This window comes from Modestobacter sp. VKM Ac-2983, from assembly GCF_026967885.1.
Classification (GTDB): Bacteria; Actinomycetota; Actinomycetes; order Mycobacteriales; family Geodermatophilaceae; genus Modestobacter.
On the sequence record NZ_JAPVBK010000002.1, the window covers coordinates 975479 to 990023 of the forward strand.

Sequence of the window (14545 nt, forward strand, 5' to 3'; positions counted from 1 at the left end):
TGCACCGAGGCCCCTGGCCGCTGAGCACTAGCCTGGTCCCGTGGCAGCCAAGCGGGCAGAACGACTGGTCAACCTGGTCATCGCCCTGCTCGGGACCAGGCAGTACGTCTCGGCGGCGAGGATCCGCTCGATCGTGCCCGGCTACGAGCCCGACGACGGCACCGATCGCGCCGACGAGGCGTTCAAGCGGATGTTCGAGCGGGACAAGGCCGAGCTGCGGGAGATCGGCGTCCCCCTGGAGACCGGGCGCACCAGCGCCTTCGACACCGAGGACGGCTACCGCATCGCCCGGGCCGACTACGAGCTGCCCGAGATCACCCTGACCGCGGAGGAGGCGGCCGCCGTCGGGCTGGCCCTGCGCCTGTGGCAGTCCGCGCAGCTCGCCGGCGCCGCGCAGAGCGCCCTGGTGAAGCTGCGCGCCGCCGGGGTGGAGGTCGACCAGTCCCGCGGCCTGTCCATCCAGCCGCGCCTGGACGCCGGTGAGCCGGCCTTCGAGCCCTGCTACGCGGCGGCGCGCGACCGCCGTGCGCTCGCCTTCGACTACCGCCGTCCCGACGAGGAGACCGCCAGCCGCCGCCGGGTGCAGCCGTGGGGCCTGGTGGCCTGGCACGGCCGCTGGTACCTGGTCGGCCACGACCTGGACCGGCAGGCGACCCGGGTGTTCCGGCTGTCCCGGGTCACCGGGACGCCGCGGGCCAGCGGACCGGCCGGTGCCTTCGAGCCGCCGGCCGACCTCGACCTCGCCTCGGTGGTGGCCGGCTCGGAGCGGCGGGAGGAACAGCTCGTCGTCGTCCGGGCCCGGCCGGGCACCGCGATCGGCCTGCGCCGGCACGCCACGCCGCTGGGGCCTGCGGACGACGGGGACGACCGGCTGGAGCTGCGCACCACCGCGCCCTGGGCGCTGGCCGACCAGCTGGCCGCCTACGGCCCGGACGTGCTCGTCGAGGCCCCGCAGCGGATGCGCGAGGCGGTCGTGGAACGGCTCAGCCGGCTCGCCGCCGTGGGGGAGCGGGCATGACGGCCCCCAGCACCGCCGAGCGGATGACCCGGCTGCTCGCGCTGGTGCCCTACCTGACCGCCCGCCCCGACGGGGTCCGGCTGGCCGACGCGGCCGCCGACTTCGGCGTCACCGAGGCCCAGCTGCGCCGGGACCTGGACCTGCTCTGGGTCTGCGGCCTCCCCGGGCACGGCCCGGGCGACCTCATCGACCTGGCGTTCGAGGGCGACCGGGTGCGGATCACCTTCACCGCCGGGATGGTCCGCCCGCTGCGGTTGTCCACCGACGAGGCGGTCGCGCTGATCGTCGCGCTGCGCACGCTGCTGGAGCTGCCCGGGCTGGCCGAGGGCGAGGCGGTGAGCCGGGCGCTGGCCAAGGTCTCGGCCGCGGCCGGGCACCCGGCGGAGGTGCGGGCGCCGGTCGCGGTGAGCGTCGACGCCCGTGCGCAGTCCCTCGCCGTCGTCCGGGACGGGCTGGAGCGGCACCGCGCCCTGCACCTGCACTACTACGTGCCCAGCCGGGACGAGCGCACCGAGCGCACCGTCGACCCGATGCGCCTGCTGCTGGTCGACGGCCACTGGTACCTGGAGGCGTGGTGCCGGAACGCCGAGGGCGTCCGGCTGTTCCGGCTGGACCGGATCGACGACGTCGCCGTGCTCGACGAGCCGGCCGCGCCGCCGCCCCAGGCGCACGAGCGGGACCTGGCCGACGGGCTCTACCAGCCCGGCCCGGCGGAGCCGCTCGTCCGGCTGCGGCTGGCCCGCACCGCCCGCTGGGTCGCCGACTACTACCCGGTGGAGGAGCAGACCGAGGTGACCGACCCCCCGGGTGGGCTGGCGGTCACGGTGCGCACGTCGGACCTGGGCTGGGCCCGCCGGCTGGTGGCCTCGCTGGGCGGGGCGGCCGCGGTGGACGAGCCGGTCGAGCTCGCCACCCAGGTCGCCGAGGAGGCCCGCGCCGCGCTGGCCCGGTACGCGGACTGACCCGCAGCGCACCCGGCGCCCGGGAGGGCTGCGCCGGTTAGGCTCCGCCCCGTGCTGCTGATCGTGTGGATCGTCGTCCCCGTGCTGGCCCTGCTGGTGCTCGGCGTGCTCGGGTACGGGTTGTTCGGCGCCGCCGGGCGGCTCGACGGCGAGCTGCGGGCGCTGGAACGTGACGTCCGCCCCGTGCTGGTCGAGGTCCAGGCCGCCGCGGAGAAGGCCGCCGCCCAGCGCGCGGACCGCTCGGGAACCGACGACTGAACCGGAGGTGGACGGCGTGGGTACAGCCGTCCGCAGCCCTGGACCGACGGGGTTCCGGGCGTAGAGTCAGCCCGGCACGCCCCCCACGACTCGGAGGAGTCCGATGAACCTCGGCCCCATGGAGATCGGCCTCATCATCCTGGCCGTCCTGCTGCTCTTCGGCTACAAGAAGCTGCCCGACGCCTCCCGCTCGATGGGCCGGTCGATGCGCATCTTCAAGAGCGAGATGAAGGGCATGAAGGACGACGACGTGCGCGCCAAGGACGAGGCCCGCACCTCCCCGGTCACCGGCGAGATCGTGGCCCCCGCCGTGAACCCGGGCGCCGTCGACTACGAGGCCGAGGCCGCCGCCGCCGAGACCCGGGCCGCCGAGATGCGGGCGCGCGCGGAGCAGGTGCGTTCGTCGGCGGCCGCCGACGGCACGCGCTGACCCGCACCACCGACCACTGCCGCCCGTGACCCTGGCAGGGCGAGTGCGTGACCGCCGCCCGCGGCGTCCCGAACGGGACGCCGCGGCGACGATGAGCCTCATCGGCCACCTCCGCGAGTTCCGCAACCGCGTGGGCATCGCGCTGCTGTTCGTGCTGATCGGCACGGCGGTGGCCTTCTGGTGGTACGAGCAGGGCCTGGGGGAGTTCATCCGGGCGCCGTACTGCGGCCTGGACACCGACCTGCGCGCGCTCGGCACCGGCGGCGACGGCGACTGCGAGCTGCTGATCACCGACGTCTTCGGGGGCGCGCTGATCCGGCTGAAGATCGCCTTCCTCGTGGGTGTGGTGATCTCCGCGCCGTTCTGGCTCTACCAGGTGTGGGCGTTCATCACCCCGGGGCTGAAGCGGAACGAGAAGCGGTACGGCCTGTCCTTCGTGGCGGTGTCCAGCAGCCTGTTCGCGCTGGGGGCCGCGCTGGCCTACATCGCGCTGTCCAAGGGCCTGGAGCTGTTGCTCGGCCTCGCCGGCGACGGCGTGGCGATCGCGCTGACCGCCCAGGACTACCTCGGCTTCGTCATCTCGCTGCTGATCGCCTTCGGGGTGAGCTTCGAGCTCCCGCTCGTCGCCGTGGTGCTCAACCTGGTCGGCGTCCTCTCCTATGAGGCGCTGTCGAAGAGCCGGCGCTGGCTGTACTTCCTGACCATCGTCTTCGCCGCGTTCATCACGCCCACCCAGGACCCGTTCACGATGCTGCTGATGGCCGCACCGATGTGCGTGCTGTTCGAGATCGCGATCCAGATCGCCCGGGTCGTCGACAAGCGGCGGGCCAAGCGCGCCGAGGCCGAGGGCCTGGCCGGGCTGGACGACGACGACGCCTCGCCGGGCATCGAGGCGGCCAGCCCGCTGGACACCACCCCGAGCCCGATCGACGAGCCGGAACACCTCCGAAGCTGAGCCGGCCGGTCACGGCGTGACGCGGCCCGAGGTCGCCGTCCTGGTCAACGCCGCCGCCGGGCGGGGGCGCGCCGCCCGGTCGACGGCGGCGGTCATCGCTGCGCTCACCGACGGCGGGGTGCGCCCGCGGGTCCTGGCGGCCGCCACCCGGACCGCGGCGGAGCAGCAGGCCGCTGCCGCGGTGGCCGACGGGGTCGCCGCGGTCGCCGCCCTCGGAGGTGACGGCGCCGCGCACGCCGCCCTCCAGGCGGTGGTCGGCACCGCCACCCCGCTGGCGCTGCTGCCCGCCGGCAGCGGCAACGACCTGGCCACGGCCCTGGGCGTACCGGCCGACCCGGTGCAGGCCGCCCACGCGCTCACCGCGGACCTGCACGCCGGCCGCAGCCGGCAGATCGACGCCGCCCGCACCGGCGAGCGGTGGTGGGGCACCGTGCTGTGCTGCGGCTTCGACTCGGCGGTCACCGACCGGGCCAACCGGCTGCGCTGGCCCCGCGGCCCCCGCCGCTACGACCTGGCGATCCTGCTCGAGCTGGCCCAGCTGCGGCCCCGCGCGGTGACGCTCACCGTCGACGGCGCCGTCCGCGAACGGGAGGTCACCCTGGTCGCGGTCGGCAACACCTCCTGGTACGGCGGCGGGCTGAAGATCGCGCCCGGCGCCGACCCGGCCGACGGGCTGCTGGAGGTCGTCGTCATCGGGCCGGTCAGCCGCCGGGAGCTGGTGCGCACCCGCCCCCGGCTCGCGGACGGCAGCCACGTCGGCCACCCCGCCGTCACCGTGCTCCGCGGCCGCGAGGTCGGCCTCGCCGGTGCCGGCCTGACCACCTGGGCCGACGGCGAGCCGATCGGCGCGCTCCCGGCCACGACGGTCTGCGTGCCCGGCGCCGTCACCGTCCTCGGCACCGCCCCTCGCCACCACAATGGCCATGTTGGTGGTGGCGGGGGACGAGCGGTGGCGCGGGGGAAGAGCGCCTAACGTGGGGGCATGTCGAGCCCGGCTGAGCGTTACGCGGCTGCCCGCCGGCGGAACGCACACCCCATCCTCTCGGACTTCACCGCCGACCTCGGCTTCTCCCTGGACCCGTTCCAGGTGGAGGCGTGCGAGGCGCTGGAGGAGGGCTCGGGCGTGCTGGTCTGCGCCCCGACCGGAGCCGGCAAGACGGTGGTGGGGGAGTTCGCGGTCCACAAGGCGCTGCAGGAGGGCCGCAAGGCCTTCTACACCACGCCGATCAAGGCGCTCAGCAACCAGAAGTACCGCGACCTCTGCGACCGGTACGGGTCGGCGAAGGTCGGGCTGCTCACCGGGGACAACGCCATCAACGGCGACGCCCCCGTGGTCGTGATGACCACCGAGGTGCTGCGCAACATGCTCTACGTCGACTCCCCGGCGTTGACCGACCTCGGCTACGTCGTGATGGACGAGGTGCACTACCTGGCCGACCGGTTCCGCGGGGCGGTCTGGGAAGAGGTGATCATCCACCTCCCCGAGCACGTCCGGCTGGTCTCGCTGTCGGCCACGGTCAGCAACGCCGAGGAGTTCGCCGACTGGCTGGTCACCGTCCGCGGGGACACCCGGGTCGTGGTCAGCGAGGTGCGGCCGATCCCGCTCTGGCAGCACATGCTGGTCGGCGGACGGGTGTTCGACCTCTTCGCGCTGCGGCCCGCGGCGCACGCGGCGGAGTGGGAGCAGACCCCGCGCGGGCTGTCCACCCGCGAGCGCGGCCGCGCGGTCGTCGACCCGGAGCTGGTCCGCTACGTGCACGAGCAGGAGCGGCGCTACGACAGCTGGTCCGGTGGCGGGGGCGGCACCCGGGGCGGGTTCAGCCACAAGCCCCGCTACCGGCCGCCCTCCCGGCCGGAGGTGATCGAGCGACTCGACCGCGCCGGGCTGCTCCCGGCGATCACCTTCGTGTTCAGCCGCAACGGCTGCGACGCCGCGGTGCACCAGTGCCTGGGCTCGGGGATGCGGCTGACCGACGAGACCGAGCGCCGGGCGATCGCCGAGATCATCGACCGGCGCACCGGTTCCCTGCCCGAGGAGGACCTGCACGTCCTGGGCTTCTGGGAGTGGCGGGAGGGCCTGCTCGCCGGGTTCGCCGCCCACCACGCCGGGTTGGTGCCGGCGTTCAAGGAGACCGTCGAGGAGTGCTTCGTCCGCGGCCTGGCCAAGGCGGTGTTCGCCACCGAGACCCTCGCGCTGGGCATCAACATGCCGGCGCGCACCGTCGTCCTCGAGCGGCTGGTGAAGTGGAACGGCGAGGCCCACGCGGACGTGACCCCGGGGGAGTACACCCAGCTGACCGGCCGGGCCGGCCGGCGCGGCATCGACATCGAGGGGCACGCCGTCGTCGTGTGGGCGCCCGGCGTCGACCCGGCAGCCGTCGCCGGGCTGGCCAGCACCCGCACCTACCCGCTGCGGTCCTCCTTCCGGCCCAGCTACAACATGGCCGTGAACCTGGTCGGTGCCTTCGGCCGGGAGCGCGCCCGTGAGCTGCTCGCCTCCTCCTTCGCGCAGTTCCAGGCCGACCGGTCGGTGGTCGGCCTGGCCCGTTCGGCCGCCCGGCACGAGGAGGACGCCGCCCGGCTGCTCAAGGAGATGAACGCCGGCCTCAGCGCGGCCGTGCTGGACGTCGCCGGCTACGCCAGGCTGCGGATGGAGATCTCCGAGCGGGAGAAGGCGCTGTCCCGGGACACCCAGGCCAAGCGCCGGATGGAGGCCGCCGAGTCGCTGGCCGCGCTGCGGGCCGGGGACGTCATCCGGGTGCCGAGCGGACGACGCCAGGGGCTGGCCGTCGTGCTCGACCCGGGGGTCACCGAGCTCACCGACCCCCGCCCTCTGGTGCTGACCGAGGACAAGTGGGCCGGTCGGCTCGCCTCGGGCGACTTCCCGTCCCCGGTGAGCGCCCTGGCCCGGGTGAAGGTGCCGAAGAACTTCAACCACCGCAGCCCGCACGCCCGCCGGGACCTCGCCTCGACGTTGCGCAACGCCCGTGCGGAGAACGGTCTGGGCGCCCGGCGCGCCAAGGGCAGGTCCGCGGCCGACGACGACCCGGTGCTCGCCGACCTCCGGCACGCGCTGCGCGTCCACCCGGTGCACGGGCTCCCCGACCGAGAGGACCGGGTGCGCGCCGCTGACCGCTGGCTGCGCGAGCTGCGCGACGCCGAGCGGCTGCGCCGGCAGATCGCCGACCGCACCAACTCGCTGACCCAGCAGTTCGACCGCACCTGCGACGTCCTCACCGAACTGGGCTACCTGCAGCCCCGGACGGCGCCGGACAGCGGGGACGCGGCAGTGGTCACCGACGCCGGCCGGCGGCTGGGCCGGATCTGGTCGGAGACCGACCTGCTGACCGCGGAGTGCCTGCGCGCCGGTGCCTTCCGCGGGCTCACCCCCGCCGAGCTCGCCGGCTGCGTCTCCGCGCTGGTGTTCGAGGCCCGCCGGGACAGCGCCGCCCAGCCCTCCGTGCCCGCCGGGAAGGTCGCCGGGGCCCTCGCCGAGATGCGCAGGGTGCACACGGCGCTCTCCGACGTGGAGCGGGAGCACGCCGTCCCGGTGACCCGCGACCTGGACCTGGGCTTCGTCTGGGCCGCCTACCGGTGGGCCGACGGCCAGAGCCTCGACCGGGTGCTGGCCGGGGCGGAACAGGCCGGGACCGAGCTCTCCGGCGGCGACTTCGTCCGCTGGGCCCGGCAGCTGATCGACCTGCTCGACCAGCTCGCCAAGGTCGCCGACGACCCGCTGGCCGGGGTGGCGCGCGCCGCCGTGGGCCGGGTCCGCCGCGGGGTGGTGGCGGTCGCCGTCACCGACTGAGCCGGGGTCTGCGGCCGGTGGGACACAATCGGCCCGCCCCGGGGTGCCGGGCCCGATCGAGGAGCGACGATGAGCCAGCCGCCACAGGGCGAGGACCCGCAGTCCCCGTGGGCGCGCCCGACGGGTGCTGCGCCCGGCTCCCGGCCGCCACCGGGAGGCAGCGGCGCGCAGGGCGACTGGGGGCCGCCCCCGGCCGCCCCGGGACGGCCGGCGGAGCACCAGGGCTGGGCTGGGTCTCCCCGGCCGGACCAGCCGGGCCCTTACGTCCAGCCGGGCCCGTTCGGGACGCCCCCTCGGTACGGGCCCCCGCCCCCGTACGGCCAGCCGCATCAGCACGGGCCGTCCGGCGGTTGGGGCCCGCCGACCGGCGGGCCCGGTCGGCCGGGTGGCTGGGGCCCGCCGTCGGGGCAGTTCCCCGACCACCAGGGGTTCCCCGGCGGCTGGGGTCCGCCCGCGCCCCCGGCCCGGACCCCGTCCCGGCGACCTCGGCGGCTGGGCCTGCTGGTGCTGGCGGTCCTGCTGGTGGCTGCCGCGCTCACCCTGCCGTCCCCGTTCGGCTCCACCCGGCTCGACCCGGCGGCGGTCGAGCGCGCCGTCGCGGGCCAGTTCGAGGACCGGGAGGGCGTCGCGCTGGACCTCAGCTGCGGCGAGGAGCTCCCGGTCCGCGACGGCGCCACCTACTCCTGCGCCGGCCGCACCACCGACGGCGAACCGGTCACCGTCACGATCACGCTCCGCGGCGAGGGCGGCGACTACACCTGGGACGCGGGCTGACGGGGCCGTTCAGCCCCGGTCCCACCCCAGCGCCGACCCCAGCCGGCGGACCGAGGACTCCAGGCCGTGCTCCTCGGCCAGCGCCGCGAGCGCCTCGGCGTCGGCCGGCTCGCGGGGCAGTGCGCCGTCCACCGGGGGCAGGTCGATGGTGGTGACGACGGCGACCACCTCGGGGGCGGCGTCGAGGTAGTCCGCGGCCGCGTGCAGCTTCTTCAGCACGGCGGCGGTCAGCGGCGCCCTCGGGACGGCGGTGCGGGCGGCCGCCTCCCGGATGCCGGCCAGGGAGCCGAACTCGTTGATCAGCGCGGCGGCCGTCTTCGCCCCGACGCCGGACACCCCGGGGAGCCCGTCGCTGGGGTCGCCGCGGAGGACCGCGAAGTCGGCGTAGGAGCGGCCCGGGATGCCGTACTTGGCCGCGACCGCCGCCTCGTCGACGAACTCGAGGTCGTTGATGCCGCGGTTGGTGTAGAGCACCCGGACGTCGCGGGCGTCATCGACCAGCTGGAAGAGGTCCCGGTCGCCGGTGACCACGTCGACCGGCCCGCGGGCCCGGGTGGCGAGGGTCCCGATCACGTCGTCGGCCTCGTAACCGGGGGCGCCCAGCCGGGTCAGCCCGGCGGCGGCGAGCACGTCGGCCAGCACCGGCACCTGCGGCCCGAGCTCGTCGGGCACCTCCTCACCTCCTGCGGGCGCCACCCGGTGCGCCTTGTAGCTGGGCAGGGCCGCGACCCGGAACGCCGGGCGCCAGTCGTCGTCCCAGCAGGCGACCAGCCGTTGCGGCCGGTGGGCGACGACCAGCCGGGCGGTCATGTCCAGGAACCCGCGGACGGCGTTGACCGGCCGGCCGTGCGGCCCGGTCACGCTCGTCGGCACCCCGTAGAAGGCGCGGAAGTACAGGCTCGCCGCGTCCAGCAGCATCGTCGTCACGCCGGGCACGGTAACGGTGCGGTGACGACGGCCGGACCTGTCGTGCTCCGTGGATAGTCTGCGCACGTGGTCGCCGTCTCTCCTCCTCCCTCCTCCCCGCTGGTGTCCATCGACCGGGTGCACGCGGCCCGCGCCGTCGCCGACGAGCTGGGCATCGACGTCGTCGTCGTCACGCCCGGCTCCGACCTGCGCTACCTCTGCGGCTACGACGCGCACGCCATGGAGCGGCTGACCGCCCTGGCCGTGCCCCGCCGAGGCGAGCCGCTGCTGGTGCTGCCCCGGCTGGAGGCGCCGATGGTCGCCGCCTCCCCGGCCGGTTCGCTGGGGCTGGAGGTGCTGGCCTGGGACGAGACCGACGACTCCTTCGCCCGGCTGGCCGAGGCGGTCACCGCCCGGCTGGGCAAGGCGCCGGCCCGGGTGGCCGTCGGCTCGCGCACCTGGGCCGAGCATGCGCTGGGCATCCAGCGGGCGCTGCCCGGTTCCGCGCTCGAGCTGGCCAGCCCGGTCATCGACCGGCTGCGGATGGTCAAGACACCGGCCGAGATCGAGGAGCTGGCCATCGCCGGTGCGGCGATCGACCGGGTGCACGCCCGGATGGGGGAGTGGCTGCGGGTCGGCCGCACCGAGGCCGAGGTGGGCGCGGACGTCGCGGCGGCGATCCTCGCCGAGGGCCACGTCGGCGTCGACTTCACGATCATCGGCTCGGGCCCCAACGGCGCCAGCCCGCACCACGAGGTCTCCGACCGGGTTGTGGAGGCCGGGGACATGGTCGTCGTGGACATCGGCGGGGAGACGGCGACCGGCTACCGCTCCGACTGCACCCGCACCTACCTGGTCGGCGGGCACGCCGCCCGCGGCCTGATCGAGTGGTTCGCCGTCCTGCAGCGGGCCCAGGCGGCGGCCGTCGCCGCGGTGCGCCCCGGCGTCACCTGCGCCCAGGTCGACGCCGTCGCCCGCGACGTCATCACCAAGGCCGGCTTCGGTGAGCACTTCATCCACCGCACCGGGCACGGCATCGGGCTGGACACCCACGAGGCGCCCTACGTCGTCGCCGGCAACGACCTGCCGCTGGAGCCGGGGATGGCCTTCTCGGTCGAGCCCGGCATCTACCTGCCCGGCCGCTACGGCGCCCGGATCGAGGACATCGTCGTCTGCACCGACGACGGGGTCCGCAACCTCAACAACGGTCCACGTGAGCTCGTCGAACTCCCCGGCTGAGCCGGGCGGGCCGGCGGCGGCCCAGGACGTCGACCGCGAACTGCTGAGCGCCCTGGCCCGCGACGGGCGGGCCAGCTTCACCGACCTGGCCGAGCGGGTCGGGCTGTCGGTGTCTGCGGTGCACCAGCGGGTCCGCCGGCTGGAACAGCGCGGGCTGATCACCGGCTACGCGGCGCAGCTGGACGCCAAGGGGCTGGGGCTGCCACTGACCGCCTTCGTCTCCATCACCCCGATCGAGGCCGCGCAGCCCGACGACGCACCGACCCGGCTGGCGCACCTGACGGCCATCGAGGCCTGCCACTCGGTGGCCGGGGTGGAGAGCTACATCCTCAAGGTCCGGGTGGCCTCACCCGATGCGCTCGAGGCGCTGCTGCACGAGATCCGGTCGGCAGCCAACGTGACCACCCGGACCACCGTGGTCCTCTCCACCTTCTACGAGGACCGCCCGCCGGTCTGACCGGGCGGCGGGCACAGGACCGGACCGGACGACGTCGGCCGGCGCTACGTTGGCCCATGGACCTCGACCCGATCAGCAGCAACCCCGACAGCTACCGCGTGGTCTTCGAGAACGCCCGCGTCCGGGTGCTCGAGTACGAGGACGCGCCGGGCCACCGCACCACCCCACACCGGCACCCGGACAGCGTGATGATCACGCTGAGCTCGTTCCGGAGGCGGCTGTCCACCGGCGGTCGGGAGGTCGACGTGGAGCTCCCCGCCGGAGCCGCCCGGTGGCTCCCCGCGCAGGAGCACGCCGGGGAGAACATCGGCGCGACGCCGACGCACACCCTCTTCGTCGAGCTCAAAGACGGGGACGCCACCGCACCGTCCGGGGGCCTCGGACCGGACTGACCCGAGGTGGCTCGACAGCCGATCGAACATGTGTTCGGATGGTCGCATGCGGTGGGACGCCCAGCGGCTGGACTTCGACGAACCGACCACCCTGCCCGGGCTGCCCGACGTCCGTGGCCTGCTGCGCAGCGTGCAGGTGCCGGAGTTCCCGGGCCTGACCTTCCACGAGGTACGGGCCAAGAGCGCACTGAACGCGGTGCCGAAGGGCTCCGCGATGCCCTTCGGTCACACGGTCAACCCCTACCGGGGCTGCTCCCATGCGTGCGTGTACTGCTACTCCCGGGGCACGCACGAGTGGCTGGAACTGGACAGCGGCGCCGACTTCGACCAGCAGATCGTGGTCAAGACCAACGTCGTCGAGGTGCTGCGGCGTGAGCTGGCCCGGCCGTCGTGGCAGCGGGAGCACGTGGCGCTGGGCACCAACACCGACCCGTACCAACGGGCCGAGGGCCGCTACCGGCTGATGCCCGGGATCATCGACGCGCTGGCCCGGTCCGGCACCCCGTTCTCGGTGCTCACCAAGGGCACGCTGGCCCGTCGCGACATCCCCCGGCTCGCTGCCGCATCGCGCGACGTCCCGGTGGGGATGGGCGTGTCGATGGCGATCTGGGACGACGACCTGCACGCCGCCCTGGAACCCGGCGCCCCCACGCCCCGGGCGCGGCTGGACCTGGTGCGGGCGATCACCGACGCCGGGCTGCCCTGTGGGGTCTTCCTGGCGCCGGTGCTGCCCGGCCTCACCGACCGGATGGACCACCTGGAGGCGGCGATCGGTGCCATCGCCGCGGCGGGGGCCACCGGGGTGACCGTGTTGCCGCTGCACCTGCGCCCGGGTGCCCGGGAGTGGTTCACCGCCTGGCTGTCCCGGGAGCACCCCGGGCTGGTCGGCCGGTACCGCCAGCTCTACGGCCGCGGCGCCTACGTGCCGGCCGAGTACCGCAGCTGGCTCGTCGGCCGGGTGGCACCCGTGCTGGCCCGGTACGGCCTGGACCGGCAGAGCGGGGGAGCGGCACGGGGCGTCGACACCGGCAGCGGCCTCGGGCTCCCCGGGGACGAGTCGGCCGGCTTCCCGGCCGGCAGCCTGCCGACCCGGCGACCTCGGCCGGCGGTCGTCGACGAGGCGCCCGAGCAGCTGTCGCTGTGTTGAGGCGGGTGGGTGCTCAGCCGGCCAGCCGGGCGCGACGGCCCACGACCCGGAGTGCCCGCACCGCCCCGCGGGGGCCCACCGGCGGCGCCCCGCCGGCCAGCGCCAGCCGACGGTAGGAGTCATAGGAGAGCGTGAGGTAGTCGGCCGCCAGCTCCTCGACCTGCTCCCGGCGGCTCGGCGGGGCCGTGGCGCGCATGACGGTGGCGGTACGGACGGCGTGCTTGGCGAACGTCACCTGCAGGGCCTGGGTGGAGAGCTGCCCACCGACGTGCGAGCTCGGGCCCGGCCCACGCCGCAGGGCCGGCAGCACCCAGGGGCTCGCGGCCAGGCCGGGGAACCGGCTGCGGACGGCCTCCCAGGCGTGCCAGGCGGTGAGCGCACCGGGCACGGACCACTCACCGTCCTCGGTGCACACGTGGAGACGGCGGGTCGTCGCGTGCACCTGGTCGCGGCGCAAGGCCCGGAACTGCGCCACCGTCCCCGGCCAGCCCAGGGCGAGCGCACACCAGGCGACCGAGCGCAGGTGCTCCGGCGCCTCGCCGCGCACCCGGGTCAGTTCCCGCAGGTCGAGGGTGACCGGGTCGGGCTCGGGCGTGGTGGCCCGGGGGACCCCGATCCCGCCGTAGCGGGCGACCTTGCTGTACAGGGCGATGGTGGCCGGCTTCCACTCCCGAGCCGCGGCCAGCGGCTCTAGCCCGGTCTCGGCCAGGGCATCGGGCCCCAGCCCCAGCTCCAGAGCCGCCTCGACCAACCGCCGCCACTGCGGCTCGTACCCCGGCGGCCCGGGCAACCGGGCCCAGGCGCGCACTGGGGGTGGGGCCGGCATGTCCGGCAGCGGCGGCTGCCATGCACCTGACATGGCGAGATACTACCGTTATCCCCAACAATGTCGCGACTCATCGTCGTCGTCACCTGACATGGACACCCGGCGCACCCTCCGGGTGCGCATCACCAACCGGGTGATCTCGACCGCACTCGGCCGGGCCCAGCCAGCAGGGTCACCCCGGTCCCGGTGACCATGGGTCGATGCGCACCGTGGGAGTCGAGGAAGAGCTGCTCGTCGTGGACCCGGCGGGCACGCCCGTGCCACTGGCTCCGGAGGCCCTCGAGGTGGCCGCCCGCCGCGGCGAGGGGGAGACGGTCCAGGAGCACGACCGGGCCGAGCAGTCGGATGCGGCGCCCGACCCCGGCGGCGCCTCGGGTGGTCCGCGGCTGGTGCCCGAGTTGAAGGAGCAGCAGATCGAGCTGGGCACCCGGGTCTGCCACGGACTGGACGAGGTGGCCGCGGAGCTGCGGCACTGGCGTTCCCGTGCCGATGCGGCCGCTGCGACGGTGGGCGCCCGGGTGGCGGCCCTGGCCAGCTCGCCGGTGGCGGTGGAGCCGGAGACGACGCCGGGGGAGCGGTACGCGCGGATGGTCGAGGTGTTCGGCCCGACCGCCGCGGAGGTCCTCACCTGCGGCTGTCACGTGCACGTCTCCGTGGACGGCGACGAGGAGGGGGTCGCGGTCCTCGACCGCATCCGGGTGTGGCTGCCGGTGCTCACCGCGCTGACCACCAACTCACCGTTCTGGTCCGGGCGGGAGACCGGCTACGCCAGCTTCCGCTCCCAGGTCTGGAACCGGTGGCCCTCGGCCGGCCCGAACGCCGTGTTCGGCACCCCGGCGCGGTACCACCAGCTGATCGCCGACCTGGTCGCGACCGACACGGTGCTCGACGAGGGGATGGTCTACTTCGACGCTCGCCTCTCGGCGACCTGGCCGACGGTGGAGGTCCGGGTGTCCGACGTGGCCCTGCGGGTGGAGGACGCCGTCCTGCTGGCCGGGCTGGTGCGCGGCCTGGTGGAGACGGCGGCCCGGGAGTGGCGGGCCGGCGTCGCGGCGCCGGAGGTGCGGACCGAGGTGCTCCGGGTCGCCGGCTGGCGGGCCGGCCGCTCGGGCCTGACCGGGGACCTCGTCGACCCGCGGACCGGCCAGCCCGCCCCGGCGGCCGAGGTGGTGGCCGCCCTGGTCGAGCACGTCCGCGCGGCCCTGCGCGACAGCGGGGACGCCGAGCGGGTGGAGGAGGGCGTCGCCGCCGTGCTGCGCCGCGGCACCGGGGCGACCCTGCAGCGCGCGGTCTTCGGCGAGACCGGTGACCCGACCGCCGTCGTGCGGGCCGCGGTCGCCGCCACCCACGGCGACTGAGGCCGGGACGCCGCT

The 14545-nt window shown here is 75.4% G+C and carries 15 protein-coding genes; 13 read left to right on the top strand and 2 right to left on the bottom strand.

What is annotated here, in order from left to right; all coding sequences use genetic code 11:
- The first annotated feature begins 40 nt into the window (after positions 1 to 40).
- The 8 genes from O2W18_RS11085 to O2W18_RS11120 all read left to right on the top strand — a co-directional run bounded on the left by O2W18_RS11085 (position 41) and on the right by O2W18_RS11120 (position 8205).
- Complete coding sequence (locus tag O2W18_RS11085; protein WP_269187578.1) at positions 41 to 1018, top strand: helix-turn-helix transcriptional regulator; 978 nt, start codon at positions 41 to 43, stop codon at positions 1016 to 1018.
- Positions 1015 to 1980, top strand: coding sequence for a helix-turn-helix transcriptional regulator (locus O2W18_RS11090; protein WP_269187579.1), 966 nt, complete (start codon positions 1015 to 1017; stop codon positions 1978 to 1980). Before O2W18_RS11085 ends, O2W18_RS11090 begins: the two co-directional genes overlap by 4 nt.
- A gap of 51 nt (positions 1981 to 2031) precedes the next feature.
- Entirely contained in the window at positions 2032 to 2238 is a 207-nt protein-coding gene (locus O2W18_RS11095; protein WP_269187580.1) for a hypothetical protein, read from the top strand.
- Between the two features lie 103 nt (positions 2239 to 2341).
- Positions 2342 to 2668, top strand: a complete 327-nt coding sequence (gene tatA / locus O2W18_RS11100; RefSeq protein ID WP_269172774.1) for a Sec-independent protein translocase subunit TatA — start codon at positions 2342 to 2344, stop codon at positions 2666 to 2668.
- Between the two features lie 43 nt (positions 2669 to 2711).
- The gene (gene tatC, locus O2W18_RS11105) at positions 2712 to 3623 is read left to right on the top strand and encodes a twin-arginine translocase subunit TatC (RefSeq protein ID WP_269187581.1); all 912 of its coding nucleotides are present in this window, start codon (positions 2712 to 2714) and stop codon (positions 3621 to 3623) included.
- A 16-nt stretch (positions 3624 to 3639) separates the two neighbouring features.
- Positions 3640 to 4596: a diacylglycerol/lipid kinase family protein gene (locus O2W18_RS11110; protein WP_269187582.1), complete on the top strand. Its 957-nt coding sequence runs from the start codon at positions 3640 to 3642 to the stop codon at positions 4594 to 4596.
- A gap of 9 nt (positions 4597 to 4605) precedes the next feature.
- Positions 4606 to 7431, top strand: a complete 2826-nt coding sequence (locus tag O2W18_RS11115; RefSeq protein WP_269187583.1) for a DEAD/DEAH box helicase — start codon at positions 4606 to 4608, stop codon at positions 7429 to 7431.
- Between the two features lie 504 nt (positions 7432 to 7935).
- Complete coding sequence (locus tag O2W18_RS11120; RefSeq protein ID WP_269187584.1) at positions 7936 to 8205, top strand: DUF4333 domain-containing protein; 270 nt, start codon at positions 7936 to 7938, stop codon at positions 8203 to 8205.
- A 9-nt stretch (positions 8206 to 8214) separates the two neighbouring features.
- On the opposite strand, the gene O2W18_RS11125 is transcribed toward O2W18_RS11120, so the two are convergent.
- On the bottom strand, positions 8215 to 9123 hold the full coding sequence (locus O2W18_RS11125; protein ID WP_269187718.1) for a 5'-3' exonuclease: 909 nt from the start codon (positions 9121 to 9123) through the stop codon (positions 8215 to 8217).
- A gap of 75 nt (positions 9124 to 9198) precedes the next feature.
- Here O2W18_RS11125 and O2W18_RS11130 point away from each other — a divergent pair, with 75 nt between their 5' ends.
- From O2W18_RS11130 to O2W18_RS11145, 4 genes are read left to right on the top strand one after another with little or no spacing between them, the layout of a single operon-like run.
- The gene (locus O2W18_RS11130; protein ID WP_269187585.1) at positions 9199 to 10350 is read left to right on the top strand and encodes a M24 family metallopeptidase; all 1152 of its coding nucleotides are present in this window, start codon (positions 9199 to 9201) and stop codon (positions 10348 to 10350) included.
- Positions 10325 to 10807: an Lrp/AsnC family transcriptional regulator gene (locus O2W18_RS11135; protein ID WP_269187586.1), complete on the top strand. Its 483-nt coding sequence runs from the start codon at positions 10325 to 10327 to the stop codon at positions 10805 to 10807. The genes O2W18_RS11130 and O2W18_RS11135 overlap by 26 nt, the downstream gene beginning before the upstream one ends.
- A gap of 56 nt (positions 10808 to 10863) precedes the next feature.
- Entirely contained in the window at positions 10864 to 11199 is a 336-nt protein-coding gene (locus O2W18_RS11140) for a cupin domain-containing protein (protein ID WP_269187587.1), read from the top strand.
- Positions 11200 to 11245: 46 nt separating this feature from the next.
- Positions 11246 to 12346 (top strand): Rv2578c family radical SAM protein, encoded by a 1101-nt coding sequence (locus O2W18_RS11145; RefSeq protein WP_269187588.1) that lies wholly within the window; start codon positions 11246 to 11248, stop codon positions 12344 to 12346.
- A gap of 13 nt (positions 12347 to 12359) precedes the next feature.
- Here the strand turns inward: O2W18_RS11145 and O2W18_RS11150 are convergent, their stop codons facing one another.
- The gene (locus O2W18_RS11150; RefSeq protein ID WP_269187589.1) at positions 12360 to 13205 is read right to left on the bottom strand and encodes a hypothetical protein; all 846 of its coding nucleotides are present in this window, start codon (positions 13203 to 13205) and stop codon (positions 12360 to 12362) included.
- A 167-nt stretch (positions 13206 to 13372) separates the two neighbouring features.
- Between O2W18_RS11150 and O2W18_RS11155 the strand changes: the two genes are divergently transcribed.
- The gene (locus tag O2W18_RS11155; RefSeq protein ID WP_269187590.1) at positions 13373 to 14530 is read left to right on the top strand and encodes a carboxylate-amine ligase; all 1158 of its coding nucleotides are present in this window, start codon (positions 13373 to 13375) and stop codon (positions 14528 to 14530) included.
- Positions 14531 to 14545 lie beyond the last annotated feature (15 nt).

What these genes read in the sequence shown, in the direction of transcription:
- O2W18_RS11145 (WP_269187588.1), top strand. Translation starts at nt 11,246, where the DNA reads ATGCGGTGGGACGCCCAGCGGCTGGACTTCGACGAACCGACCACCCTG.
- O2W18_RS11090 (WP_269187579.1), top strand. Translation starts at nt 1,015, where the DNA reads ATGACGGCCCCCAGCACCGCCGAGCGGATGACCCGGCTGCTCGCGCTG.
- O2W18_RS11125 (WP_269187718.1), bottom strand. Translation starts at nt 9,123, where the DNA reads ATGCTGCTGGACGCGGCGAGCCTGTACTTCCGCGCCTTCTACGGGGTG.
- O2W18_RS11115 (WP_269187583.1), top strand. Translation starts at nt 4,606, where the DNA reads ATGTCGAGCCCGGCTGAGCGTTACGCGGCTGCCCGCCGGCGGAACGCA.
- O2W18_RS11150 (WP_269187589.1), bottom strand. Translation starts at nt 13,205, where the DNA reads ATGTCAGGTGCATGGCAGCCGCCGCTGCCGGACATGCCGGCCCCACCC.
- O2W18_RS11155 (WP_269187590.1), top strand. Translation starts at nt 13,373, where the DNA reads ATGCGCACCGTGGGAGTCGAGGAAGAGCTGCTCGTCGTGGACCCGGCG.
- O2W18_RS11140 (WP_269187587.1), top strand. Translation starts at nt 10,864, where the DNA reads ATGGACCTCGACCCGATCAGCAGCAACCCCGACAGCTACCGCGTGGTC.
- tatA (WP_269172774.1), top strand. Translation starts at nt 2,342, where the DNA reads ATGAACCTCGGCCCCATGGAGATCGGCCTCATCATCCTGGCCGTCCTG.